The sequence below is a fragment of the Photobacterium sp. 2_MG-2023 genome (assembly GCF_030547675.1).
Lineage (GTDB): Bacteria > Pseudomonadota > Gammaproteobacteria > Enterobacterales > Vibrionaceae > Photobacterium > Photobacterium arenosum.
In genome coordinates this window covers 82,276-105,801 of record NZ_JAUOQQ010000010.1, presented here as the reverse complement: position 1 = coordinate 105,801, position 23,526 = coordinate 82,276, and the positions used below count along the sequence as shown (strand labels likewise).

The window sequence follows — 23,526 nt, the reverse complement described above, 5'->3', positions numbered from 1 at the left end:
GAACGTTAAGCAAAAATGGCCTGATACTGATCCGGTTTGAATCCCAGGTGGTAACTTTGGTTGTGAACCAGTAAAGGGCGTTTGATCATGGCCGGTTGTTCCAGCATTAATGTGAGTGCGCTGTCGCGGTTGAGGGTATTTTTCTGCTCGTCACTCAGCTGGCGGAAAGTGGTGCCCCGTTTATTCAGCAAGGCTTCCCAGCCCAGTTCGGCTTCAAAGGCTTCAAGGAGGCTGCGATCCAGGCCGTCAGCACGGTAATCATGAAAACGGTACTCGATGCCTTGCTCATCCAGCCACTTTTTCATTTTCTTGATGGTATCGCAGTTTTTGATCCCGTAGGCGATGGTGCTCATAATCTAACCTGTTTTTCTGTCTGGCAGGAATAATAAAACAAGCCCCTTTTATAACGGGAATGAGCAGGGTTCGCAATGGCAAACCCTGATTGAAATGCGGGATGAGGACTATCTGTCCTGCGTTTGCAGGTAGATGACAGTGGCCGCGGTACGGGAGCCGACGTCCAGCTTTTTCAGCAGGCTTTTGATATGCACTTTCACTGTCGCTTCTGATATGAACAGCTGGACAGCAATATCTTTGTTACGTTTACCCTGAGCGACCAGATGGAGAATTTCTTTCTCTCTGCCGGTTAATGTACTGAGTGGATCGCCGGTGTTGGCGCTGTCTGCCAGATACTGACTGATTTGATGGCTGAATACCTGCTGGCCGGCAACGGCCTGATGCAGTAATACCAGTAGTTGCTCGGGTTCGGTATCTTTCAGAAGATAACCGTCTGCACCGGCTTTGATCAGTGCGCGAATATCACTGGGGTTATCGGAAACAGTCAGGATAACGACTATCGCCTGGCTGTTCTGCTCACGCAGCGCACGCAGGGTATCTAACCCGGAGAGCCCTTTCATATTGAGATCCAGTAAAATCAGATCGGGTTCGTGCTCGCTGGCAGCATCCAGAGCCTGATAGCCGTTACTGGCTTCACCGACCAGCTCAAAACCGGTTTCCAGTTCCAGTAACTGGCCGAGACCGCGACGCATCAAAGGGTGGTCATCAACAATTAAAACCCGGTATGCCGGCGTGTTACTCATGGTTATTATCCTGTGTCTGTAACGCAAATTTCAGTTGAACCAGGCAGCCTTTGCCCGGTGCGCTGGTAATGGTCAGCTGGCCGCCAAGGCTCTCGGCGCGTTCATTCATGATAGACAGCCCGTAATGGGCAGCCTTGCTGTGATCCGGATTGAACCCCTGGCCATCATCGGCAATTTCAACCAGTACATGGTTTCCCTGCTGAAGACAGTCAACGGTTATCGTATTTGCTCCGGCGTGTTTAATAGCATTGATAACCGCTTCTCTGGTCAGGTGGAGCAGGTGAATGTGCTGCGCTGCGGTCAACTGGATTGAGGGCAACTGATTATGAAGCAAAATACTGGCATTGGTTTGATTACGCAGCACGCTCAGCATGTCGTTCAGGGCGTCGCCCAGCTTGCCGGGTTTGACTGACAGGCGAAAGGTATTGAGCAATTCGCGAAGCTGGCGATAGGCCTGCGACAGGCCATTGTCAATATCATTGATCACACCATTGGCAGTTGCCGGTGATGTGGCCAGCTGACGCTTGAGCAGGGTGAGCTGAATTTTCAGATAAGACAGCGCCTGAGCCAGTGAGTCATGCAATTCCCGGGCAATGGTGGCCCTTTCTTCCATCAGCAGCAACTGCTCGTTCTGGACCTGGATCTGATGGGCGTAGAGGGCGCGGCTCAGCAGATGGCCGACACTGATGATCAGTGCCGGGTCCGGACACGGCAAGGTATGCTGCCACCAAAGCGTGCCCAGATGCTGGTTCTCCTGCTTCAGCGCATGATGATGCCAGGACTGATTCTCTGCCGGCTCTCCGGCCTGAAATTCCGTTCGTATACCTTGCCCTTCTTCAACGACCAGCCTGATAGCGGCGAAGCCTTCCAGCTGTATCAGCCGGTCTAGTACCTGGCTGAAGTGCTTGGCCTGAATGCGGTTCATGGATAATAACTGTGCGCAGTCATACAGGGTTTTCAGTGCGTTGTTGGCTTCTTGCAGCCGGTGCGTTTTCTCTTCGACGGTGCGCTCCAGCGCCTGATAACTTTGCCCCAGTTCTTCAGCCATCTGATTGAACGCTTTAGCCAGGGTGCCAAGTTCATTCTGGCAGTCTTCCTGCACCCGAACGGCAAAATTGCGAGACTGTACCTGCTGGCTGGCGATGAGCAGGTTGTAAAGCGGTGGCACAATAAACCGCCGGCTGTACTGAATCGCAAATAACGCCAGCAGCAGTATCAGCCCCAGGCCCAGCCCGGCAATGATGGCCATTATCTGCAGTTTCTGCTTTGAAAATGCTTGTAACTCATAGACAAAGTGATCGATTCGGTCGACAAATTCGGGTACCTGGTGGATAAAAAAATCAGGGTGCTGACCTGTCAGTTCCGGACTGATTCGTTGCCAGTCGTCCAGTATGGCCTGATAGCTTCGGGTCAGATCTTCTGGGGTGGTCAGCCCGAACAGGGAGGTCATCGCTGGGGTCGCCAGCGTCTGGCTGAAATGGGCGATATCCTGTGCATCCGCCTCCCCTTTTTCTGCCAGCTGGAATGCCAGCCGGTAGCTCTGCATGCGCAGCGAACCCGCCAGATTGACGACCTCAGCATCATAACGGCTGGCATTGACAGCAAACATGGTTGCGCCTGTTGTCAGCAGAGAAAGTAACACAATTGCCAGCATGACACTGGCAACCGTTCCCGTGACACTTCCGGCCAGCAGGCTTGACCTTGGCAGGGTATTTGAGGGAGATGAATCCGGACGTTTGGGCACACGTTCTCCTGCTAAGCGTGGGAGGCTTTCCATTTCAATTAGACTGTTTTCGCTGATGGTGAGCATTTTGTGAAGTTAAGCGTTGTACTTTCTTGATCTCAAACAAGCTTAGGCCCGAATTACCTCCTTAGGGGTATGTTACGACCAGAATACCCACAACTAATATATGTCTATACTTTGACTGTTTATCACTGAATGTGTTGCCTTTTAAAGGCAGTGGAACGAATACGTAATTCATATGGCTGATTTAGCACGACGATTCTGGCTCCGGCGAGACAGTGCGCTACAAGCGCCTCGTTTACCCTGGATGATTGACGATCAAGCGTTCACGGACAAGTGTACCCGTTGTCAGGCGTGCCTGAATGCCTGTGAGACAGACATCATTGTGCAAGGCGATGGCGGTTTCCCTCAGGTCGATTTTCAACGTGGTGAATGTACGTTCTGTTACCAGTGTGCACAGGCGTGTCCGGAGCCGTTATTCCGTCCGCGCCAAGACCCGCCCTGGCAGGTCAGTATCACAATGTCTTCTGCCTGTTTAGCGAAACAAGGTGTGGACTGCCGAACGTGCGGAGACGAATGCGAACCTTCGGCCATACGCTTTGCCTTGCAGCCAGGAAAGGTTGCTCAGCCGGTAATCAGTGACGCAGATTGCACCGGCTGCGGTGCCTGCCTGTCCGTCTGCCCAACTCAGGCCATTCAGATTCAGTCTGTCACTAAAGTGGAATAACACGCTTATGAAGCAACGAAGTGCACCTTGTCATTCAGGTTCAGCGGTATCTGCCGGACCCTCATTTCTGCCTGAAGAAGTTCATATTTCCAGTCTGGTGGTGCATGTCAAACCAGAAGGGCTTGTGCAGGTAAAGGCACAGATCAATGCACTGCCACAGGCCGAAGTGTATGGAGAAAGCCCTGTTGGCAAACTGGTTGTGGTACTGGAGACGCCAAGCCACAGAAAAGTGACAGACATTATTGACACTATCAATGCATTTGAAGATGTGCTGACGACGTTTCTGGTATTTCACCAGGTTGAGCAGCAGGGACCTGACTTTGAGGACACACCATGAAAATGACCAGACGGGCGTTTGTTAAAGCAAATGCGGCAGCATCGGCTGCAGCCGTGGCAGGGATCACTCTGCCTGCATCGGCAACCAATCTGATTGTGAGTTCGGATGAAACCAAAATTCACTGGGATAAAGCCCCTTGCCGCTTTTGTGGTACCGGCTGCTCGGTGCTGGTGGGGACGCAGGCGGGCAGGGTGATAGCGACTCAGGCCGACCCAGAAGCTGAAGTTAACCGGGGTCTTAACTGTATCAAGGGCTATTTTCTGTCCAAAATTATGTACGGCGCTGACCGCCTGACAACGCCTTTGCTGCGGATGAAGAACGGCCAATACCACAAAGAGGGTGACTTTCAGCCAATCAGCTGGGATCAGGCGTTCGATATCATGGCTGAAAAATGGAAAGCAGCGCTGAAAGCCAAAGGGCCAACCAGTGTCGGTATGTTCGGCTCTGGTCAATGGACAGTGATGGAAGGCTATGCGGCCTCCAAAATGATGAAGGCAGGGTTCCGTTCAAATAACATTGACCCGAATGCCCGACACTGTATGGCGTCGGCTGTAGTGGGCTTTATGCGTGCGTTCAATATGGATGAACCCATGGGCTGCTACGATGATTTTGAACATGCCGATGCGTTTGTGCTCTGGGGCTCGAATATGGCCGAGATGCACCCTATATTGTGGACGCGTATTACAGACCGTCGGCTCAGCCACCCTCATGTCAAGGTCAACGTGTTATCGACCTATTATCACCGCTCATTTGAGCTGGCGGATAACGGGATGATCTTCCACCCACAGACTGACTTGGCTATCGCGAACTTCATTGCCAACTACATCATTGAAAATGATGCGGTGAACTGGGATTTCGTCAATAAACATACTCATTTCAAACGTGCTGATACCGATATCGGCTATGGTCTGCGCGACGATGATCCTTTGCAAAAAGCCGCTGCGCATCCTAACTCAGGCGTCATGCATAACATGACGTTTGAGGAATACAAGAAATCCGTGTCTGAATACACGCTGGAAAAAACCGTTGAAATGTCCGGCGTGGAGAAAGACAAGCTGATCGAACTCGCCAGGTATTATGCTGATCCGGACACCAAAGTGATGTCACTCTGGACCATGGGTATGAACCAGCATACTCGCGGTGTCTGGATGAATAATCTGGTATACAACATTCACTTGCTGACCGGGAAAATTTCCCAACCCGGCAACAGTCCGTTTTCTCTGACCGGGCAGCCGTCGGCTTGCGGCACCGCGCGTGAAGTCGGTACGTTTGCACACCGCCTGCCGGCGGATCTGGTGGTGACTAATCCTGAACACCGTGCAACGGCAGAAAAAATATGGAAGCTGCCTGAAGGCACTATTCCGCCAAAGCCTGGTTTCCATGCGGTGCAACAGGATCGCATGCTGCGTGATGGCGTTCTTAATGCCTATTGGGTGATGTGCAACAACAACATGCAAGCAGGTCCGAATATCAACAAAGAGCGTCTGCCGGGCTACCGTAGCCCGGACAACTTTATTGTGTGTTCAGACCCTTATCCGACAGCCACTGCCCAGTCTGCGGATCTGGTACTGCCAACGGCCATGTGGGTCGAAAAAGAGGGCGCTTACGGCAATGCTGAACGTCGTACTCAGGCGTGGTATCAGCAGGTGGCTGCACCGGGTGAGTCGAAATCGGATCTCTGGCAAATCATGGAGTTCAGTAAACGCTTCACAATGGAAGAGGTGTGGGACGAGGCTTTGCTCAATAGCATGCCGGAGTACAAAGGCAAGACGATGTATGACGTGCTGTTCCGTAACGGCCAGGTGGATCAGTTCCCGCTGGAGCAAGCGCAGGCGCTTAATGATGATGCCAAAGCGCAGGGGTATTATGTTCAGAAAGGGCTGTTTGAAGAATATGCCAGCTTTGGCCGCGGTCATGGTCATGATCTAGCCCCTTACGATGATTACCACAAAGCCCGTGGTTTACGCTGGCCTGTGGTTGAGGGTAAGGAAACACGCTGGCGCTATGCCGAAGGATCAGATCCTTATGTGCCTGAAGGAAAAGGTTTTTACTTTTACGGTCAGCCAGACGGCAAAGCCAATATTATTTTTGCGCCTTATGAACAGCCGCCGGAAGTACCGGATGAAGAATACGATATGTGGCTGTGTACCGGCCGGGTACTGGAACACTGGCATACCGGCACCATGACCCGCCGGGTACCTGAACTGTACAAAGCTGTGCCGGATGCGGTGTGCTACATCCATCCTGATGATGCGGAAAAACGCAATTTGCGCCGGGGCGATGAAGTCATTCTGACCTCCCGTCGCGGTGAGGTGCGTTGCCGGGTGGATACCCGGGGCCGTAACAGACCACCGGTCGGACTGGTTTTTGTTCCTTTCTTTGATGCCCGGGTGTTGATCAACAAACTGGTACTGGATGCCACTGATCCCCTGTCAAAACAGACAGACTATAAAAAATGTCCAATCAAGATCAGAAAGGCGTAAAGGGAGTCGACCATGAAAATTACATCTAAATTTGCCAGTGGCTTGATGGTCTTGTTACTTGCATTCGGGGCGGCTCATGCCGCTAACGAAGAGCTGGTGGGCGGTAACGGTGGTCTGCATTCGTTACGTGGTCAGACGGAAATTAAAGATACTTTTCCCGGTGAAAACTGGAAAAAGTACCCGAAAGACGGCCAGCCGATTGACAGCGATTATGTGTATCAGCCGCCGCTAATCCCACACACCATCCGCAACTACGAGGTGTCGCTGAATGCCAATAAGTGCTTGTCGTGCCACAGCTGGAAATACGCCAACGAAATGGGGGCGACTAAAATCAGCGTGACCCATTACCGCTCTCCTCGCCACGGGCAGGTTTTGTCAGATGTGTCGCCCAGCCGCTATTTCTGTTTGCAGTGCCATGTGCCACAGGCCGATGCGACTCCCTTGGTGGACAACACGTTCAAACGGGTTGATGCCCTGGATGAAAAATAACGACGGAGCCAGTTATGAATATCATTAAACGCTTCTGGCGTCGTCTGAGTTCGCCGAGTAAAGCGGCAGCGGGTGTGGTGCTGTTTCTGGGCTTTATGGGTGGTTTACTGTTCTGGGGGGCATTTAATACAGGGATGGAGGCCACGAACACTGAAGCTTTCTGCTCTGGCTGCCACGCACCCATAGTGAAGGAGATACGTGAAACCATTCATTACTCAAACCGCTCGGGTGTGCGGGCGATTTGTTCAGATTGTCACGTTCCTCATGAGTGGACAGACAAGATTGTCCGTAAAGTCCAGGCATCGAAAGAGCTGTTTGCGTTTGCGATGGGGACGATAAACACCGAGGAGAAATTTCAGGCCAGGCGGGGGCACCTTGCTCACCGCGAATGGAGCCGAATGAAAAACAACGACTCCAAGGAATGCCGGAACTGTCACCAATTTGACTACATGGATTATTCTGAGCAAGGGTCACGCGCAGTGAAACAGCATTCAGAGGCGCTCGCTTCAGGAGATAAAACCTGTGTGGATTGTCATAAAGGGATAGCCCACCGACTGCCTGATATGAGAGACGTTGAAGGCTGGCAATAAGGAGAGAGCAATGAGTACTCTAGAATCGATTATCTGGCATGTACTTGGCTATGCCGCCATGCCCGTGATTATATTAACGGGCTTTCTGATGGTTGCGGTTGTGTCTTTATGGATACTCTCAATCGGTAAAGATAAACCTGGCCGTTAAGTACAGCCATTTCCCTGACCAGGCGGCTTGTAGCTGATAACTAAAGCCGCCAGCCAGGCAGTATAGAGCGGCAGCCAGTCAGTCAGCAATGCAACAAATGGTGTGTGGCCTGTAAGCCAAATTTCACCCAAGTGAAGTACAGCAACGCAGGCCAAACCAAGCAAACAGATAATACGAAACACATTCCGCCCCATACATATATCCTTTGAAAATCTACGGATAAGTATAGATGCAAATGCTAATTGTTATCAAGTGCATTTGTGGGCTATTTATACATCACTTAATAAAGTGCCAACCAATGAATCCTGCCCAGGATAACACCAGTAGTATCCAAGCTATCGGACTCTGTGTGACGATTTTCTGCACTTCAGTGTGCTCCGACTGAGCCTGAACCGTGGGATCGGGCGCCGTTTTTTCTTTTAACTGCTTCTTACGAAACTTATCCCTTTCGCGCGCTTTGGCCTTTTGCTGTTTTTTATAGAGTTCGATGCCCTTCTGAATCCCTTGTGCGATCAGCTTGGTCTGTTCTTTTGTCTGTCCGGGTTTTTGTGTGGCTCTGGCAATTTGCATCGCTTCAGCTTGCGTTTCTGGTGAGGGTGATTGGGTCGTTTTGTTCATTGCGTGCTCGTTAATGGTAAATGTATCGATTTAATAGCATTTTATACCGTTGTTGTACTTGTGCTAAATGGCTGCATTTTGTAGGAATATTCCTACATATTGTAGTGTTTCACATCAACCAGCGCGCGATTTTTTTGGATCACAAGCTGTAGTAAGTGAATGAAATACCATTAGTTATTATCGTGATATTGAAATTGTTGCTTCTGAAGAAATCATAGTACTTTTCATTGTTTGTTAAATATACGTAAAACCGTGATCAAGATTACAGGTTAAGTAATTAATCCGTGCGTTATAACGCAGAACGAATGTCTGTACCTTTGCCAATTGATCCATATCATTTATTGTCAGGAAAGATAAATATGATTTTCCTGTTTCTGAGCGCCACACGCATGTATTCAATAGATGCTTACGACAGCAATGGTCTGCTTAAACCTTCCGGCTTGTTATGGTTAAGTATGCTGTTCAGTGCCAGGGGGTGGGGAGTATTTGTCATGGCTGGTGTAAGCCGGGCACAAGGTGCTGAGCTGCTCCAGTTGTTTTTTCCTCATACTGAGAATTTGTACTTCTTGATGGGGATAGGTTTGCCAGCCGTGTTCCTGATGTGGCTGAGTGGACTGAGACATAAAAATAACAACATGATAAATGGAGTATGGCGGTACGGCAGATTTGTTTTGCTGCTTGGTTATGCTCTTGATTTAATATTGCAAGTGTACCAACTGACATTGTTAAGAGGCGCCTTTAGCTGGCCGGCAGCGGTTACTTTGCTGGCAACCATTTGGCTAATGGCTTATCTGGTACGAAGTTCCCGAGTCAGACATACATTTGCCAATTAGCCTATGGAGAAAGTGTCAGATGAATGATTTGGGAAGAGGAGTTGTGCTGTTTAGCGCCTTACTTAGCCCTTTGGCAATGGCAGACTGGTTATTGAATGTGAACCTGGAGCTGTCAAGTGCAGGTTATCGTCAGTCGGTAGCGACTTCAATACAGTTGCTACCGGGTGAGGAAACAGTGATCTTCGGTACAACTGAAGGTGAGCAGCGGCGAAAGTTTTTCGGTAGTGCTGAATTACTGGAAGTATCCGCAGAAGAAGTCAAAATTAAATTTAAAATCCAGGAGCAACTGGATGATGGTGCCTGGCGGATATTGGCGGCACCAGTGATTTCGACCGGGCTGGATACACCAGCATCATTTGAGTCGTCGCAAGACGATGAACTGAACTCAGTAAAGCTGCAAGTTGCCGTGATGTCAGCGTAAAGTTTCAGCATATTCTGGAAAAATGTGATAAAAGCGCCTTTTTGGCGCTTTTTGCTTTTTCTCTGCAACATTTTGTCGAAAATGAGCGTTTTTCTGACTTGGCTGCCCATGATCAATATGCTTAACTCAGAGTAAATTACAATATACTTTTCTTCTTGGATGCTGCAATCAGACTGGTTGTATTATCAAAGAGCTGAGTATAGAAAAACGCAATATTGGGAGAATGAATGTGACGCCACAAAGTGCCATTTTACCTGAAGCGGGCCCGTATTCCTTGGTCTGTGTGTTTAACCTTGTAGGAAATAAAGACAAGGTTATACGTCAGTGCCAGGGGCTGCTTGAAGTAGCGGAAAAGCTAAATCAACAGCACGTGAGTGCCTGTATTCACCTAAGCTTTAGTTTCGGCAAAGCGTTCTGGCAACAATTTGAAAAAGGGTGTCCTAACGACTTTGAAGAGTTTGCGCCTTTGGGAAGCGGTGATGTTACTGCGCCATCCACGGGCGGTGACTTGCTGCTTCATGTTCACTCTAATCGGCATGACCTGAATTTTCATCTGCTGAGCAGCTTCATGCAGCCCATAGCTTCGGAAGTGGAATTGATCGATGAAACGAATGGCTTCCGGTATCTGGACGCCCGTGATCTCACCGGTTTTATTGACGGCACTGAGAATCCGAAGAAACAAGCGGCCAGACAAGAGATTGCAATCATTCCTGATGGGCCATTTGCCGGAGGAAGCTTCGTGATGCTCCAGCGGTTTGTTCATAATTTACCTGCCTGGCATGCTGTGAATGTTGCTCAGCAGGAGCAAATTATCGGGCGCACTAAACCAGATTCAGTTGAGCTGGATGAGGTTCCGGCTGACTCACACGTGGGCAGGGTGGATCTGAAAGAAGAGGGGAAAGGGTTAAAAATTGTACGTCATAGTTTGCCATACGGCACTGTGAGCGGTGAACATGGCTTATTGTTTATTGCCTATTGTGCGCAGCAACGAAACTTCCGCGAAATGCTCGACAGTATGTATGGTGAAAAAGACGGGCAGACTGATAAGCTGCTGGATTTTACCAAGGCGGTTACCGGCGCTTACTTCTTTGTACCCTCGACAGAAATGCTGATGCAGCTGCAGGGATGATTTTGATCATTCAATGATGCAAAAATGCCGCCTGAAAAGGCGGCATTTTATTAACTCATACTTTACATCAAGGTGTTTTACTTCTTGATGCGCAGTACAGGTGTTTCACCCACGGTGACGGCGCCGGACAGCTTACTCAGCTCTTTGATTTCATCCATGTTAGAAATCACTACAGGCGTAAGAGTAGACTTCGCTTTTTCTTCCAGTACAGCCAGATCGAACTCAATGATAGTGTCACCCACTTTCACTGTTTGACCTTCTTCTGCTATACGTGTGAAGCCTTCGCCTTTCAATTCAACGGTATCAATACCGAAGTGAACGAACAGCTCTACACCGTCATCAGACTCGATAGAGAATGCGTGGTTGGTTTCAAATATTTTACCGATAGTGCCGTTTACCGGGGCAACCATCTTGTTACCTGCTGGTTTGATAGCGATACCGTCACCAACAATTTTCTCAGCAAAAACAACATCAGGCACATCTTCGATATTTACGATTTCACCTGAAAGCGGGGCGATGATCTCAATAGCACCAGTTTCATTGGTGTCGTCAGAAACCAGCTTCTTCAATTTGTCAAACAGACCCATAGTGTTGCTCCTAAGCGTTGTTATTCTATCTGCAGCTATCTTAGCAGATGGTTTTTTCTGCGATAAATGTCTCTACGTGTGCTTCGATTTCCGCGGCAGTTGGCAGAGCAAGTGCTTGCTCGGCCATCAGCTTCACATCAGCAAAGTTACTGTTACGAATCACTTTTTTGATGCGTGGGATTGAAATCGCACTCATGCTGAACTCATCAAGGCCCATACCAAGCAATAGCAGGGTCGCACGATCATCACCAGCTAACTCACCGCACATGCCAGTCCATTTACCTTCCTTGTGGGAAGCATCGATGACTTGCTTGATGACAGTTAACACTGCGGGTGACATTGGATTATATAGATGAGAAATCAGCTCGTTACCACGGTCAACAGCCAGAGTATACTGGGTTAAGTCGTTTGTACCAATGCTAAAGAAGTCAACTTCTTTGGCTAAATGGTGAGCAATTGCTGCTGCAGCTGGTGTTTCAACCATGACACCAACTTCAATCTTGTCGTCGAAAGCAATGCCTTCTTCACGGAGTTCTGCTTTGTAGGTTTCCAACTCGTTTTTCAGTTCACGAATCTCTTCGACAGAGATAATCATCGGGAACATCACACGCAGCTTACCGTGTGCAGAGGCACGCAGTATAGCGCGCAGCTGAGCACGCAGGATTTCACGACGATCCAGGCTGATACGCACTGCGCGCCAACCCAGGAATGGATTCATTTCTTTTGGCAGGTCCATATACGGCAGATCTTTATCACCGCCGATATCCATGGTGCGGATGATCACTGACTGACCAAGCATGGCTTCTGCCACATCTTTATAAGCCTGATACTGTTCGTCTTCGGTCGGCAGTGAATCGCGGTCCATGAACAGGAATTCAGTACGGTACAGACCAACACCTTCGCCACCGTTACGGTTTACGCCTTCACAGTCTTTTACTGTACCTATGTTGCCGCACACCTCTACCTGCTGGCCATCAAGGGTAATTGCCGGCAAATCTTTCAGTTTCGCGAGTTCATCTTTTTCTGCCTGATACTCATCGCGAATGGTTTTGAACTTTGCCATTTCGTCTGCTGACGGATTAATAACGATTTGGTTATTAATGGCATCCAACACCAGCATGTCACCGTTTTTCACTTGTTTGGTGATGTCGTTCGTACCCACAATGGCAGGTAATTCGAGTGAACGAGCCATGATTGAGGTGTGAGACGTGCGGCCACCTATGTCGGTAGCAAAACCCAGCACGTATTTCAGATTGATTTGCGCCGTTTCTGAAGGCGTCAGATCGTTGGCCACCAGTATCACTTCTTCATTGATGGCACTCAGATTGACTATGTTGATACCCAGTGCGTTTTTCACCACACGATTACCGATATCACGGATGTCGGTGGCACGCTCTTTCAGGTACTCATCATCCAGAGATTCCAGCGTGGTTGCCTGCTCTTCAATGATAGCGTGGATCGCACAGGCGGCTCGTGCTTTGTTATCTTTAATGAAGGCTATGATTTCCTCTTCAAGCTCTTCATCTTCAAGCAACATGATGTGGCCTTCAAAGATGGCTTCCTTCTCTTCACCGAAGGTAATACGTGCTTTCTCTTTGATAACGTTGAGTTGCTCAGAAGATTTCTGACGCGCATTGAAGAAGCACTCAATTTCTTTTTCGATTTGATCGGCAGAAATGGGTGACTTGTCGAGAGTAATCTCTTCTTCCTGCAGTAGCAGCGCTTTACCAAAAGCGATGCCAGGAGATGCCAGGATACCTGAAATCATAGCCTTACCTTAAATTTAACAAACAACTAGGGAAATAATGTACTGCGGCCGATTAGTGCAGCTGGTCCATCAGGGCAACCAGGTGATCAACAGCTTCCTGAGCTTGTGAACCTTCAGCTGAAATGGTGACCACAGTGCCTTTAACCAGGCCTAGTGTTTGCAGTTTGAACAGGCTTTTAGCACTTGCGCTTTTACCATTAGAAGTCACTGTGATATCAGCGTCAAAACCTTTGGCTTCTTTAACGAATTGCGCAGCAGGACGAGTGTGTAGGCCGTTTTCTGCAGTGATCTCAACTTGCTTCTGATACATTTTTCACCCCGATTCTTAATATCGTATTATGTAATAATCACGTAACTGAAAGTAAGCTTAATCCCAATAGCGAAAGCTTGCTAATTTAGGTTCTAATTTCACATTCACTTACATTGATTTAGTCTATGTCTGAAACCCATTCTAAGAGGTTTGTGACCCGGCAAACATCGACCAGGTCAATTTTCACTCTTTTATTTCGATGCTGAAAATAAAAGCGTGGTCGGATTTATATTAAAGCTAAGGTCAAAAAGCAATAAAAAAGCCCCTATTGAGGGGCTTGACTTTAACAAATGCTTATCAAAAATGGCAGTTTTGTGATCACTGTTGGGTTTCTTTTTCTGTAAAGATACCAGCGAACAATGCCGATGAGAGATAGCGCTCACCTGAACTCGGTAGCACTACAACAATGTTTTTACCAGCGAATTCCGGGCGCTCTGCAAGGCGGTTTGCTGCAACCACAGCGGCACCTGAAGAGATACCTGCCAGAATGCCTTCTTCTTCCATCAGACGCTGAGCCATAGCTATCGCATCTTCCGAGCTGACACGCTCTACTTCATCAATCAGAGACAGATCCAGGTTGCCAGGGATGAAGCCTGCGCCGATACCCTGAATTTTGTGCGGAGCCGGTTTGATCTCTTCACCGTTCAATGCCTGAGTAATAACGGGAGATTCGCTTGGCTCAACGGCAACCGTGGTGATGGCTTTACCTTTCTGCTGTTTGATAAAGCGGCTAACACCAGTCAGAGTACCACCGGTACCTACACCAGAAACGAACACATCAATGTCGCCTTCGGTTGCATCCCAAATTTCCGGGCCTGTGGTCTTTTCGTGAATTTGCGGGTTAGCAGGGTTATCAAACTGCTGCAGCAGCAGGTATTTTTCCGGATCAGAAGCGACAATTTCTTCTGCTTTCTCAATCGCACCTTTCATGCCTTTTGGTGCTTCGGTCAGAACCAGGTTGGCACCGAGTGCTTTGAGCAGTTTACGACGCTCCAGACTCATACTCTCTGGCATCGTCAGAGTCAGTTTGTAACCGCGGGCGGCGGCAACAAAGGCAAGGGCAATACCTGTGTTACCACTGGTAGGTTCAACCAGCTCTACACCTTGTTTCAGCACGCCACGTTTTTCAGCATCCCAAATCATGTTGGCACCGATACGGCATTTAACGCTGAAGCTTGGGTTGCGTGATTCAATTTTTGCCAGAACATTGCCTTTGCTGACACGGTTCAGGCGTACCAATGGGGTATTACCAATTGTCAGAGAATTATCTTCGTAAATCTTACTCATGCTTGTCGTTCCTTGGTGACACGTTATCAACAAATGATAGTCAAAGCATAATCGCTGACCACGCATTGGAAAGGAATTTATTGTTATATCTTAGAGTTATAAGAAAAGGTGTGAACTGTGCCGCTTTATTATTCCTTATGAGTAATATGTAGTGACACTGAGAGCATATTGACTGAGCAGAGGTCGCGAGAAGAGAGGAGCAAAAACTCCTCTCAGGCAGAGTTTACTGACGACGGTTGAGCATGGGCTGCCGGTAATGATCAACCCACATGGCTGTTGCGCCGCAAACGGCGACAGGCATGACAAACAGGTTCAGAATCGGTGTCATGGTACACAGCATGACAAGGCTGCCGAAGCTGAGGGATTTGCCGCGACGCTCTTTGAGGGCATCACGCATGGTATTGAAGGGGATCTTGTGGTTGTCGAAAGGGTAGTCGACATACTGAATCGTCATCATCCAGGCACTGAACAGAAACCACAAAACCGGGCCAAGTGTCTGCCCCACCATAGGAATCCATAGCAGTATCAGTAAGCCCAGGGCTTTGGGCAGGTAATACCTCAGCTTGACCCACTCACGGTGCAGGATACGGGGGAGATCTTTGATGATTGCCCCGATTCCGGCGTCAGGCGGCGCCTCCCCAGTCAGCTTGGCTTCCAGGTGTTCGGCTAACAGTCCGTTAAACGGCGCGGCTATCCAATTGGCAATCGTACTGAAAAAATAGGACAGTATGACCAGCAATGCGATGGCTAATAAAGGCCACAGCAAATAAGACAACCAATCCAGCCAACCGGGCAAGCTGGATAGCCAGCCGTTAATCCAGTCATCCAATTGAGTCAGTGTGTATCCGAATGCGGCACCAAAAAGCAGGATATTGATTAATAGTGGAATGATCACAAAACGACGCGTGCCTGGCTGTATCGCCAGAGAAACGCCGCGAAAAAAATAACCTGCCCCGCCAATGGGTGTGGTGTTGTATGTCGCTTTAGACATCGTTGGTCTCCTACTGGATTTCCTGTTGCAATGCCAATATAAGGCGTCAGGATATGGATGCAGGCATAGTAACGGTATCTATAACGACTAATCAATTGGGGCGTATAGTCTCTTAAGTCAAATTTGCCAGCAGTTTGGCGGAAAATTGTGCTCAAATGCACTATATGACATCAATCACAACATTGAACTTCTCTTTCGGATTTGAGTTTTGATACATTAAGGATAATACCTTCATGAGATAGGCTGTTTAGTTCAACAAAAAATCTCAGGTGTGACTCGCTAAGTTGGTCTGCGTCTGAACAGCAATCGTATTCAGACTGAATGGATTCACTGCTTCAGGCCGTCTTTGTCAGGTAAACAAGTTATTCAGAGTATTCATAATGCAGGAATTGCGTCTGGTTCTAATTATTGTGGGAGTGCTGGCTATTTCAGCGCTTCTGTTGCACGGATTGTGGTCAAGCCGGAAGGACAAACCCGCCAAGTTCGGCGAGAAGCCCATTGGCCGACTGGCAGAGGGTAAGGAAAAAGATAATGAAGGCTTTGATCAGGACGGAATAGGTTCTGTCAGGGTTGTTGCCGGTAGCCCGGTTCCGGAAGGAGCAGCAAAGCGGGCCGAGCGAAGAGAGCCTGAGCTGCATTTCGGTGACGAACTGGAGATCGATCCTTTGTTCAGTGCCGCCGCTGATCCTGTTGATCAAGAACGCAAGCCGGCCTCATCCAGTTCGGCGACTGAAGTAGAATCTCATCTGGTAACGCCAACCGAACCGCCAAGGAAAACTGTTCAGGAAACTGTTCAGGAAACTGTTCAGGGATCTGTTCAAGAGTCGACTCAGGCCTTGGTACAGGAATCGGTACCGACGAGAGACCCAGCACCGGAAAACGTCTGGCAGTCAGTGCCGGAAACCATTCACGACCATGCACAGGCTCAGGATTCAGAACCGTCATTCACTGTGTCGGGTGAGGTTTCAGACTCAGGCTCAGATTCTGCACCGGAGCACACATCATCTGCTGCCGAACAGGGTGAAGTGCTTTCACAACAGTCAGAAGCTGACATAGCTGTGGCGCAAAAAGTACAGGCTGAAGAGCCGCCGCCTGAGCCTGATTTCCTGGTTCTGAATGTTCATGCCCGCGGTGGTGAAATGCTGACGGGTGTGAAGTTGTTCCAGTGCCTGGAACGGCATCATCTGATTTATGGTGAAAACTCGGTTTATCATCGCCATGTTGATCTGGCAGGTACCGAGCCTGTGCTATTTACTGTCGCGAACATGGTCAGCCCAGGGTACTTCCCGCAAGATCAATTGGATGAGTTTGCTACACCTGGCATTGCTTTTTATCTGATGCTGCCTTGCCACGGCCGTGCCGATGACAATTTCAATCTGATGCTGCAAACCGTACAACGTATTGCGGATGAGATGGGCGCTGATATTTTGGATCACGAGCGTAATCTGATTACGCCACAGCGCTTGAAAGGTTACCGGGAAAAAGCGAAAAAATACCTGTAACAGGTGTGAATATTGCCCAGAATTTATCAATAACAGGGCCCCGGTTAGGGGCCCTGTGTTTTAGTGTTCAGGAATCGGTAATATGACTAATAAAGGTGAGTGATGGCCCATTGCACTCAGGTGCTACCGCCACAAACAATACCGTCCTGATACCCGCTAGTGATAGCGATAAGAATTGATGTAGGAAAAGAAAAATGACAGACATCCAAGCCAGGCTGATCTCCCTGCGTGAGCAGCTTGCTTATCATGGCTACCGGTATTACGTTCTGGATAACCCTGAGGTTCCGGACGCTGAGTATGATCGTTTAATGCAAGAATTACTGGCGTTGGAAGCTGCGCATCCTGAACTGATTACGACTGACTCACCCAGCCAGCGTGTTGGCGGTGAGCCTTTGGCGGCTTTTACCCAGATCAATCATGAATTGCCTATGCTGTCGCTGGATAATGCATTTTCTGACGAAGAATTGCAGAGCTTCGACCGCCGAATCCGAGAGCGTCTGGCAGCAACAGCTGCAGTGTCTTATTGCTGTGAACCCAAACTGGATGGCCTGGCCGTCAGCCTGATGTATGAAAACGGCGTACTGGTTCAGGCCGCTACGCGTGGCGATGGCACCACGGGCGAGAACATTACCGCCAATGTTAAAACCATTCGCGCCATTCCATTGAAATTACGCGGCAGCGACTGGCCGGTGCGACTAGAGGTGCGTGGTGAAGTCTTTATGCCGAAAAAAGGCTTTGAAGATCTGAACGCCCGGGCAGCAAAAAAAGGTGAGAAAGTGTTCGCGAATCCGCGTAATGCGGCTGCAGGCAGCCTGCGCCAGCTGGATCCGCGCATCACAGCGACCCGGCCTTTGAGCTTTTATGCCTATTCAGTTGGCGTTGTTGAAGGCACGGAGCTGGCAGGCAGCCAGTATGAGCGCTTATGTCAGTTAAAAGAGTGGGGCCTGCCAATGTGCCCTGAAACACGGTTGCTGCATAACCTGAGTGAAGTGATTGGCTTCTATCAGGGGATAGGTGAAAAGCGTCAGGCGCTGAGTTATGAGATAGACGGGGTTGTCATTAAGGTTGATGGTATCAGTCATCAGCAGCAACTGGGATTTGTTGCCAGAGCGCCAAGATGGGCCGTGGCGTATAAGTTCCCGGCACAGGAAGAGCTGACGCTGCTAAATAATGTTGAGTTCCAGGTAGGCCGGACCGGGGCAATTACGCCTGTGGCGAAATTGCAGCCTGTCATGGTTGGTGGAGTCACAGTGAGCAACGCTACGCTGCACAATGCCGATGAAATTGCCCGTCTGGGCGTCATGATTGGCGATACTGTGGTAATCCGCCGTGCTGGCGATGTCATTCCGCAAGTCGTCTCTGTGGTGCTCTCTCGCCGGCCTGATGATGCGCAGGCCATAGTGTTTCCGGAAACCTGTCCTGTTTGCCAGTCTGCACTTGAGCGGGTGGAAGGAGAGGCGGTGACACGCTGCTCTGGCGGTCTGATTTGCCAGGCTCAGCGTACAGAAGCCTTAAAGCATTTTGTATCACGCAAGGCGCTGGATGTGGATGGCTGCGGTACTAAGGTCATTGAGCAACTGGTCGACAAAGAAATGGTCGAAACGCCAGCCGACTTATTTAAGCTGTCTGCCGGGATACTGACAGGTCTTGAGCGCATGGGGCCAAAGTCAGCCCAGAAGCTGGTTGATGCATTCCAGAAGGCAAAACAGACCACCCTTCCTCGTTTTCTGTACTCACTGGGGATTCGGGAAGTGGGTGAAGCGACCGCTGCAAATCTGGCAAAACATTTCTTCACATTGGAAGCCGTAATGGCCGCCACGCCGGAGCAACTTGTTGAAGTGCCTGATGTCGGGGCAATAGTTGCTGCCCACACGCATAATTTTTTCCAGGAAGAGCATAATCGGGCTGTGATCTCTGACTTGTTAAACCAAGGGGTTTACTGGCCAGATATTGAAAAGCCGGCTGATGATGCGGAACTGCCTCTTGCCGGAAAGGTGGTGGTGCTGACCGGCACACTTTCCCAGCTCAGCCGTTCCGGTGCCAAAGAGGCATTAGAGGCGCTTGGTGCCAAGGTTACAGGCAGCGTTTCCAAGAAAACGGATTTGCTGGTTGCGGGAGAAGCGGCAGGTTCCAAGCTGACCAAAGCACAAGAGCTGGGCATTGAAATCTGGGATGAAGCGGAACTGCTGGCCAGACTCGGATCCTGATTGTTTATTTAAGCTGTGAAAATAGATGAAAGCCTGTCTGACTGAGACAGGCTTTTTATTTATTGGTTTGGTGAATAACTTTTTTCGAATCATGTTTTTTATGATCGGATGAAAAGCATTTTAATAGCGATATCAGAATAAATTAATGGAAATTTAACAAAAATGGCATAAGAAGTAAGATCTTACATTTATGTGAAACGATTGTTGCAACATGCATAAAACTACTATCAAGATCTCATTAATGAGATGGTTGTTTTTATAAGTGGTTGTTATTTATCGGTTATTGTTTGGGTTTATTGGTGTTATTGCAGTTTCATGACTAGGATCACTGTTACTGGATAAATTTGCGCTGAATCATATTTTTTTAACGACAAATTAACTTCTGATTGATGTTTTGCGCTGCGAAAGTAGTCTTAGCTGTGAACTTATAAAGTTCTCAACCAAACAAAAATATGGAAATGCAAACTCACTATAAGTTTGACTGACATATTGGGGAGAATCACCTGACGTCAACGGCGGCCAACCATTTTGACGCAGGTATACAGCTAGTTTTTTAGGAGTTTTCCATGGAAAATGTGTTCAAGCGTTCGGTATTAGGAATTGCGGTTGCAGCAGCTGCAACTATGGCTGCATCAGCACAAGCAGCACCAGCAACAGACTCTGTTGATCTTTACGGTCAGATTGCTGTCTCTGTATGGCAATTCGGCGAAGATAAAATCGGTGGTGGTGATGCACCGCTGAAAGTTGAAAACGAATCCCGTTTCGGCCTGCGTGGCTCAAAAGATCTGGCCCGCGGTCCAAATTTGATCTGGCAGCTGGAAGGCGGTGACGTCGGTGATAACGGTGGTAACTCCGGTCTGGGTGTGCGTGATACTTTCGTGGGTGTGAGCTTTGATGACGGCGGTAAAGTTCGTTTGGGCCGTATGCTGACGCCTCTGTATGAGATGATTGACTGGCCGTATTCAGGCCAGCGTGCCGGTGCTATTTTTGACTGGGGCGGCGATGTCGTTGGCGGTGCACGTTACGATCGTCAATCTAATATGGTGCGTTATGACTCAGGCAACTACAGCGGCTTTACCTTTAACGTAGCGGCTGGTCGTGGCGATGAAGGCAATAAAGACTCTAACTTCTACGGCGTTGGTGCACATTATTCAACGGGTATGTTTACTCTGCATGCTGGCTATGAAGCTGGTTTCGACCGTAAAGTAAGTGCATCTTCCGTATTCTATGATGCGTACTTAGCTCAGCAGCCAGGTAACAAACCAACTTATTCCGATGTAGAAGGTGACACACTCTCTGACACCAATGCTTATCTGCTTGGTTTCGAACTGAACCTGGGTGATTTTGGTCTGTACGGTGCGTTCAAAAACGAAAAAGCCGATTACGCAGATACAACCCTTACTGTTGATGGAACTGACATCAGTGTGACTGATTTGGATATCGACCAAAACAGCTATTCTGTTGGTGCAGTGTACAACGGTGTGGCGAACTGGCAGTTTAAAGCCAACTATGCCGCTAACCTGGAAGCTGATGCTAAAGGTAACTCAGTTTCAGGTACGGAAGATTACATCGTTTCTGCTCAGGCGCTGTACTTCCTGGATGACTCTGCGCTGACGTATGTTCGTCCATACATGATCTCGAAAGACGACTCAGACGCTGAGTTCGGTTGGGGATGGGGAGTAGAATACTACTTCTAATTGCTCAACTGCTACTGCCTTATTTCATTTTGGCCGGCCTTGAAGGCCGGTCCTTTTGCTTAGCTGGGTTGGGCAATCATTGTTTAGATAAGCCGTTTAAGACAGCAATGTTAAGGCAAGCAATGTCAGCGTTGGACTGGGATTTCAAAAGCACCTTTAAAGGTGCTTTTTTTATTGCTAACACAAAACCACCGCCTATGGCGGTGGTGATTGTTTTTTCGTTTCAGCGGATCAGGCTTATTTATCCATGTTGCTGATTGCCCAGCTCAGAAATGCTTTTCTGCTCTCAGGGCTGGCTTGTTCAAACCAGTATTTCAGCATGTTATCGACATCAGGATGATTGGGCACTTGCGCTGTATTGGTTGTACCTGGCTGCGATTGTGGCGCATTGTGTAACGAAGCAACACTTTGGGTTTGGTTGTACTCTTTGGTCAATGTGACGTAATTTGGTGAGATATCAAACCCAACGGACAGCGTATCCGACTTAACATTAATAGGTTTGCCGTTATCAAGTATGTCGAAGCTTGGCGATTTATCGTATTGCTGGCCTTGTGCCAGGGTATCAATACGTGGAACCTTAAGTTCCAGTTTGGTATCAGTGGCTTCAAAAAGTGCAACAATAGGGACTGAGTCGTATTTTGTCTTCAGACTGCCCGATTCCATGACAATTTTTCCAATGCGAAAAACGACCTGGTTTTGTCCGTCAGGCAATTCCAAAACAGGCTGATGATTAAAGCCAAGTGAGGAATAACCAGCATCCTGGCCATTGACAACCAGAAGATGGACACCTTTCGGCAGTTCTACATTTACCTGCGCCATTGACGGAGAAGCTAAAGCCAACAGCGCAGATGACAGGAGTAACTTTTTCAGTTTCATTGGGCACATTCCTCAAGCGCTAAGGGAGTTTTTGAGTAGGGTTTGTAAAAATACAGTTTACTGAGGCTGTGAGCGGGGTAAAGCAGTAAAACTGGCAAACTTGTATAATCTGAAGCTGGTCACTCTCGCTACGCTCGATTGCATCAGGTTTTCATCTCTTGCCTGAATAGCAGGTTGAGGATTGGCGTGTCAGTGGTAGAATGCCGCTAATGCTCACTTATCGTTTGAATCATTTAGATTGAAGGTCTTTTCATGACGGTTAAAACTCGTTTTGCTCCAAGTCCAACAGGCTTCCTCCATGTCGGCGGTGCCCGTACGGCACTGTATTCCTGGCTATACGCTAAACACACTGGTGGCGAATTTGTACTTCGTATTGAAGATACTGATATCGAACGTTCCACCCAGGAAGCTATTGATGCGATCATGGAAGGTATGGAGTGGCTGGGCCTGAACTGGGATGAAGGTCCATATTATCAAACCAAGCGTTTTGACCGTTATAACCAGCTGGTTGATCAACTGCTGGCTGAAGATAAAGCGTATAAGTGCTATTGCTCAAAAGAGCTGTTGGATGAAATTCGTGAAGAGCAAATGGCTGCTGGTCTGAAGCCCCGTTACGATGCCAGTCACCCTCGTATTATTGCAGCCAATGCGGCGGCAACTGCAGACTCTCCGTTTGTGATTCGTTTCCGTAATCCGAAAGAAGGAAGCGTTGTTTTTGATGATCATATCCGTGGTCGTATCGAAATCAGCAACAGTGAAATGGATGATTTGATTATCCGTCGAACTGATGGCAGCCCGACGTATAACTTCTGCGTAGTGGTTGATGATTGGGATATGCAGATCACGCACGTGGTACGTGGCGAAGATCATATCAACAATACGCCTCGTCAGATCAACATCTACAAAGCCTTAGGTGCGCCAGTACCTGAGTTCGCACATTGTGCAATGATCCTGGGTGATGACGGTGCCAAATTGTCTAAGCGTCATGGTGCGGTAAGCGTGATGCAATACCGTGATGACGGTTATCTGCCTGAAGCGTTGCTAAACTATCTGGTTCGGCTGGGATGGTCACATGGCGATCAGGAAATTTTCTCTCAGGAAGAAATGATTGAGTTTTTCAGTCTGGACGACATCAGCAAGTCTGCATCTGCATTTAACACAGACAAACTTCGCTGGCTGAATAATCATTACATCAAAACCTGCGAGCCTGAATACGTGGCTAAGCATCTGCAATGGCACCTGGACCATCAGGCTATTGCTACCAGTAATGGCCCGGCTGTTACAGACGTGATTCAACTGCTGGCTGAGCGTTGCGATACCCTGGTTGAGCTTGCTGCTCAGTCTCGCTATTTCTATCAGGATTTCTCCGCATTTGATGAAGCCGCGGCGAAAAAGCACTTACGTCCGGTGGCTAAAGAGGCACTGGAACTGGCGAAAGCCAAAGCGCAAGCCTTGGATAGCTGGAATACTGAAGCATTACATCAATTGATTCAGCAAACCTGTGAGGAGCTGGAGCTGGGGATGGGCAAAGTCGGCATGCCGCTGCGTGTAGCGGTAACGGGTCAGGGGCAATCACCATCGGTGGACGCTGTAATGCATCTGATCGGTAAAGAGCGTGTTGTTTCACGTATTCAAATGGCTCTCGACTATATCGCACAGCGCGAAGCGAATGCTTAATCACCACT

The 23,526-nt window shown here is 48.7% G+C and carries 24 protein-coding genes; 13 read left to right on the top strand and 11 right to left on the bottom strand.

The genetic code is table 11. From position 1 onward, the window contains the following. Positions 1-5: 5 nt before the first annotated feature. The 3 genes from Q4491_RS10250 to narQ form a co-directional block, all read right to left on the bottom strand. Complete coding sequence (locus tag Q4491_RS10250; RefSeq protein WP_161455596.1) at positions 6-353, bottom strand: ArsC family reductase; 348 nt, start codon at positions 351-353, stop codon at positions 6-8. Positions 354-461: 108 nt separating this feature from the next. Next, positions 462-1,097, bottom strand: coding sequence for a response regulator (locus Q4491_RS10245; RefSeq protein WP_218383792.1), 636 nt, complete (start codon positions 1,095-1,097; stop codon positions 462-464). Next, complete coding sequence (narQ, locus tag Q4491_RS10240) at positions 1,090-2,841, bottom strand: nitrate/nitrite two-component system sensor histidine kinase NarQ (protein WP_303457227.1); 1,752 nt, start codon at positions 2,839-2,841, stop codon at positions 1,090-1,092. Before narQ ends, Q4491_RS10245 begins: the two co-directional genes overlap by 8 nt. Positions 2,842-3,079: 238 nt before the next feature. Here narQ and napF point away from each other — a divergent pair, with 238 nt between their 5' ends. From napF to Q4491_RS10210, 6 genes are read left to right on the top strand one after another with little or no spacing between them, the layout of a single operon-like run. Beyond that, the gene (gene napF / locus Q4491_RS10235; RefSeq protein ID WP_192014662.1) at positions 3,080-3,568 is read left to right on the top strand and encodes a ferredoxin-type protein NapF; all 489 of its coding nucleotides are present in this window, start codon (positions 3,080-3,082) and stop codon (positions 3,566-3,568) included. 7 nt (positions 3,569-3,575) lie between these two features. Next, the gene (locus tag Q4491_RS10230) at positions 3,576-3,905 is read left to right on the top strand and encodes a chaperone NapD (protein ID WP_303457224.1); all 330 of its coding nucleotides are present in this window, start codon (positions 3,576-3,578) and stop codon (positions 3,903-3,905) included. Beyond that, positions 3,902-6,388, top strand: a complete 2,487-nt coding sequence (napA, locus tag Q4491_RS10225; protein ID WP_218383789.1) for a periplasmic nitrate reductase subunit alpha — start codon at positions 3,902-3,904, stop codon at positions 6,386-6,388. The genes Q4491_RS10230 and napA overlap by 4 nt, the downstream gene beginning before the upstream one ends. A gap of 12 nt (positions 6,389-6,400) precedes the next feature. Continuing rightward, complete coding sequence (locus tag Q4491_RS10220) at positions 6,401-6,877, top strand: nitrate reductase cytochrome c-type subunit (RefSeq protein ID WP_192014665.1); 477 nt, start codon at positions 6,401-6,403, stop codon at positions 6,875-6,877. A 14-nt stretch (positions 6,878-6,891) separates the two neighbouring features. Further along, on the top strand, positions 6,892-7,467 hold the full coding sequence (locus Q4491_RS10215; RefSeq protein ID WP_218383788.1) for a NapC/NirT family cytochrome c: 576 nt from the start codon (positions 6,892-6,894) through the stop codon (positions 7,465-7,467). A gap of 10 nt (positions 7,468-7,477) precedes the next feature. Continuing rightward, positions 7,478-7,615, top strand: coding sequence for a TIGR02808 family protein (locus Q4491_RS10210; RefSeq protein ID WP_081669337.1), 138 nt, complete (start codon positions 7,478-7,480; stop codon positions 7,613-7,615). Here Q4491_RS10210 and Q4491_RS10205 read toward each other — a convergent pair. Next, on the bottom strand, positions 7,612-7,809 hold the full coding sequence (locus tag Q4491_RS10205; protein ID WP_218383787.1) for a hypothetical protein: 198 nt from the start codon (positions 7,807-7,809) through the stop codon (positions 7,612-7,614). The genes Q4491_RS10210 and Q4491_RS10205 overlap by 4 nt on opposite strands. Positions 7,810-7,891: 82 nt before the next feature. Then, entirely contained in the window at positions 7,892-8,233 is a 342-nt protein-coding gene (locus Q4491_RS10200; RefSeq protein WP_192014667.1) for a DUF2956 domain-containing protein, read from the bottom strand. 305 nt (positions 8,234-8,538) lie between these two features. Between Q4491_RS10200 and Q4491_RS10195 the strand changes: the two genes are divergently transcribed. The 3 genes from Q4491_RS10195 to Q4491_RS10185 all read left to right on the top strand — a co-directional run bounded on the left by Q4491_RS10195 (position 8,539) and on the right by Q4491_RS10185 (position 10,616). Continuing rightward, a complete protein-coding gene (locus tag Q4491_RS10195) occupies positions 8,539-9,066 on the top strand; it encodes a DUF2919 domain-containing protein (protein ID WP_225445036.1) in 528 nt (175 codons plus the stop codon). Between the two features lie 19 nt (positions 9,067-9,085). Next, positions 9,086-9,487: a hypothetical protein gene (locus Q4491_RS10190; RefSeq protein WP_192014668.1), complete on the top strand. Its 402-nt coding sequence runs from the start codon at positions 9,086-9,088 to the stop codon at positions 9,485-9,487. A gap of 229 nt (positions 9,488-9,716) precedes the next feature. After that, positions 9,717-10,616: a Dyp-type peroxidase gene (locus Q4491_RS10185; protein WP_303457210.1), complete on the top strand. Its 900-nt coding sequence runs from the start codon at positions 9,717-9,719 to the stop codon at positions 10,614-10,616. Between the two features lie 77 nt (positions 10,617-10,693). Here the strand turns inward: Q4491_RS10185 and crr are convergent, their stop codons facing one another. From crr to cysZ, 5 genes are all read right to left on the bottom strand, one after another. Continuing rightward, the gene (gene crr / locus Q4491_RS10180; RefSeq protein ID WP_046219564.1) at positions 10,694-11,203 is read right to left on the bottom strand and encodes a PTS glucose transporter subunit IIA; all 510 of its coding nucleotides are present in this window, start codon (positions 11,201-11,203) and stop codon (positions 10,694-10,696) included. Between the two features lie 40 nt (positions 11,204-11,243). Further along, on the bottom strand, positions 11,244-12,971 hold the full coding sequence (gene ptsI / locus Q4491_RS10175) for a phosphoenolpyruvate-protein phosphotransferase PtsI (protein ID WP_192014670.1): 1,728 nt from the start codon (positions 12,969-12,971) through the stop codon (positions 11,244-11,246). 52 nt (positions 12,972-13,023) lie between these two features. Further along, on the bottom strand, positions 13,024-13,281 hold the full coding sequence (locus Q4491_RS10170) for an HPr family phosphocarrier protein (RefSeq protein ID WP_027253897.1): 258 nt from the start codon (positions 13,279-13,281) through the stop codon (positions 13,024-13,026). 318 nt (positions 13,282-13,599) lie between these two features. Continuing rightward, positions 13,600-14,568, bottom strand: coding sequence for a cysteine synthase A (gene cysK / locus Q4491_RS10165; RefSeq protein ID WP_027253898.1), 969 nt, complete (start codon positions 14,566-14,568; stop codon positions 13,600-13,602). Between the two features lie 223 nt (positions 14,569-14,791). After that, the gene (gene cysZ, locus Q4491_RS10160) at positions 14,792-15,559 is read right to left on the bottom strand and encodes a sulfate transporter CysZ (protein WP_218383783.1); all 768 of its coding nucleotides are present in this window, start codon (positions 15,557-15,559) and stop codon (positions 14,792-14,794) included. Positions 15,560-15,939: 380 nt separating this feature from the next. Here cysZ and zipA point away from each other — a divergent pair, with 380 nt between their 5' ends. From zipA to Q4491_RS10145, 3 genes are all read left to right on the top strand, one after another. Further along, positions 15,940-17,061 (top strand): cell division protein ZipA, encoded by a 1,122-nt coding sequence (zipA, locus tag Q4491_RS10155; protein WP_303457201.1) that lies wholly within the window; start codon positions 15,940-15,942, stop codon positions 17,059-17,061. Positions 17,062-17,255: 194 nt separating this feature from the next. Further along, the gene (gene ligA / locus Q4491_RS10150) at positions 17,256-19,268 is read left to right on the top strand and encodes an NAD-dependent DNA ligase LigA (protein WP_192014673.1); all 2,013 of its coding nucleotides are present in this window, start codon (positions 17,256-17,258) and stop codon (positions 19,266-19,268) included. A gap of 566 nt (positions 19,269-19,834) precedes the next feature. Beyond that, the gene (locus tag Q4491_RS10145; RefSeq protein ID WP_192014674.1) at positions 19,835-20,965 is read left to right on the top strand and encodes a porin; all 1,131 of its coding nucleotides are present in this window, start codon (positions 19,835-19,837) and stop codon (positions 20,963-20,965) included. Between the two features lie 237 nt (positions 20,966-21,202). Here Q4491_RS10145 and Q4491_RS10140 read toward each other — a convergent pair whose 3' ends face one another. Further along, positions 21,203-21,841 (bottom strand): DUF2057 domain-containing protein, encoded by a 639-nt coding sequence (locus Q4491_RS10140; RefSeq protein ID WP_237794790.1) that lies wholly within the window; start codon positions 21,839-21,841, stop codon positions 21,203-21,205. A gap of 252 nt (positions 21,842-22,093) precedes the next feature. On the opposite strand from Q4491_RS10140, the gene gltX reads away from it, so the two are divergent. Then, positions 22,094-23,518 (top strand): glutamate--tRNA ligase, encoded by a 1,425-nt coding sequence (gene gltX, locus Q4491_RS10135; RefSeq protein ID WP_218383779.1) that lies wholly within the window; start codon positions 22,094-22,096, stop codon positions 23,516-23,518. Positions 23,519-23,526 lie beyond the last annotated feature (8 nt).

Coding starts and splice junctions, on each gene's coding strand:
- Q4491_RS10250 (WP_161455596.1), bottom strand. CDS start 353: ATGAGCACCATCGCCTACGGGATCAAAAACTGCGATACCATCAAGAAA.
- Q4491_RS10245 (WP_218383792.1), bottom strand. CDS start 1,097: ATGAGTAACACGCCGGCATACCGGGTTTTAATTGTTGATGACCACCCT.
- napF (WP_192014662.1), top strand. CDS start 3,080: ATGGCTGATTTAGCACGACGATTCTGGCTCCGGCGAGACAGTGCGCTA.
- Q4491_RS10230 (WP_303457224.1), top strand. CDS start 3,576: ATGAAGCAACGAAGTGCACCTTGTCATTCAGGTTCAGCGGTATCTGCC.
- napA (WP_218383789.1), top strand. CDS start 3,902: ATGAAAATGACCAGACGGGCGTTTGTTAAAGCAAATGCGGCAGCATCG.
- Q4491_RS10220 (WP_192014665.1), top strand. CDS start 6,401: ATGAAAATTACATCTAAATTTGCCAGTGGCTTGATGGTCTTGTTACTT.
- Q4491_RS10215 (WP_218383788.1), top strand. CDS start 6,892: ATGAATATCATTAAACGCTTCTGGCGTCGTCTGAGTTCGCCGAGTAAA.
- Q4491_RS10210 (WP_081669337.1), top strand. CDS start 7,478: ATGAGTACTCTAGAATCGATTATCTGGCATGTACTTGGCTATGCCGCC.
- Q4491_RS10205 (WP_218383787.1), bottom strand. CDS start 7,809: ATGGGGCGGAATGTGTTTCGTATTATCTGTTTGCTTGGTTTGGCCTGC.
- Q4491_RS10200 (WP_192014667.1), bottom strand. CDS start 8,233: ATGAACAAAACGACCCAATCACCCTCACCAGAAACGCAAGCTGAAGCG.
- Q4491_RS10195 (WP_225445036.1), top strand. CDS start 8,539: ATGTCTGTACCTTTGCCAATTGATCCATATCATTTATTGTCAGGAAAG.
- Q4491_RS10190 (WP_192014668.1), top strand. CDS start 9,086: ATGAATGATTTGGGAAGAGGAGTTGTGCTGTTTAGCGCCTTACTTAGC.
- crr (WP_046219564.1), bottom strand. CDS start 11,203: ATGGGTCTGTTTGACAAATTGAAGAAGCTGGTTTCTGACGACACCAAT.
- ptsI (WP_192014670.1), bottom strand. CDS start 12,971: ATGATTTCAGGTATCCTGGCATCTCCTGGCATCGCTTTTGGTAAAGCG.
- Q4491_RS10170 (WP_027253897.1), bottom strand. CDS start 13,281: ATGTATCAGAAGCAAGTTGAGATCACTGCAGAAAACGGCCTACACACT.
- cysK (WP_027253898.1), bottom strand. CDS start 14,568: ATGAGTAAGATTTACGAAGATAATTCTCTGACAATTGGTAATACCCCA.
- cysZ (WP_218383783.1), bottom strand. CDS start 15,559: ATGTCTAAAGCGACATACAACACCACACCCATTGGCGGGGCAGGTTAT.
- zipA (WP_303457201.1), top strand. CDS start 15,940: ATGCAGGAATTGCGTCTGGTTCTAATTATTGTGGGAGTGCTGGCTATT.
- ligA (WP_192014673.1), top strand. CDS start 17,256: ATGACAGACATCCAAGCCAGGCTGATCTCCCTGCGTGAGCAGCTTGCT.
- Q4491_RS10145 (WP_192014674.1), top strand. CDS start 19,835: ATGGAAAATGTGTTCAAGCGTTCGGTATTAGGAATTGCGGTTGCAGCA.
- Q4491_RS10140 (WP_237794790.1), bottom strand. CDS start 21,841: ATGAAACTGAAAAAGTTACTCCTGTCATCTGCGCTGTTGGCTTTAGCT.
- gltX (WP_218383779.1), top strand. CDS start 22,094: ATGACGGTTAAAACTCGTTTTGCTCCAAGTCCAACAGGCTTCCTCCAT.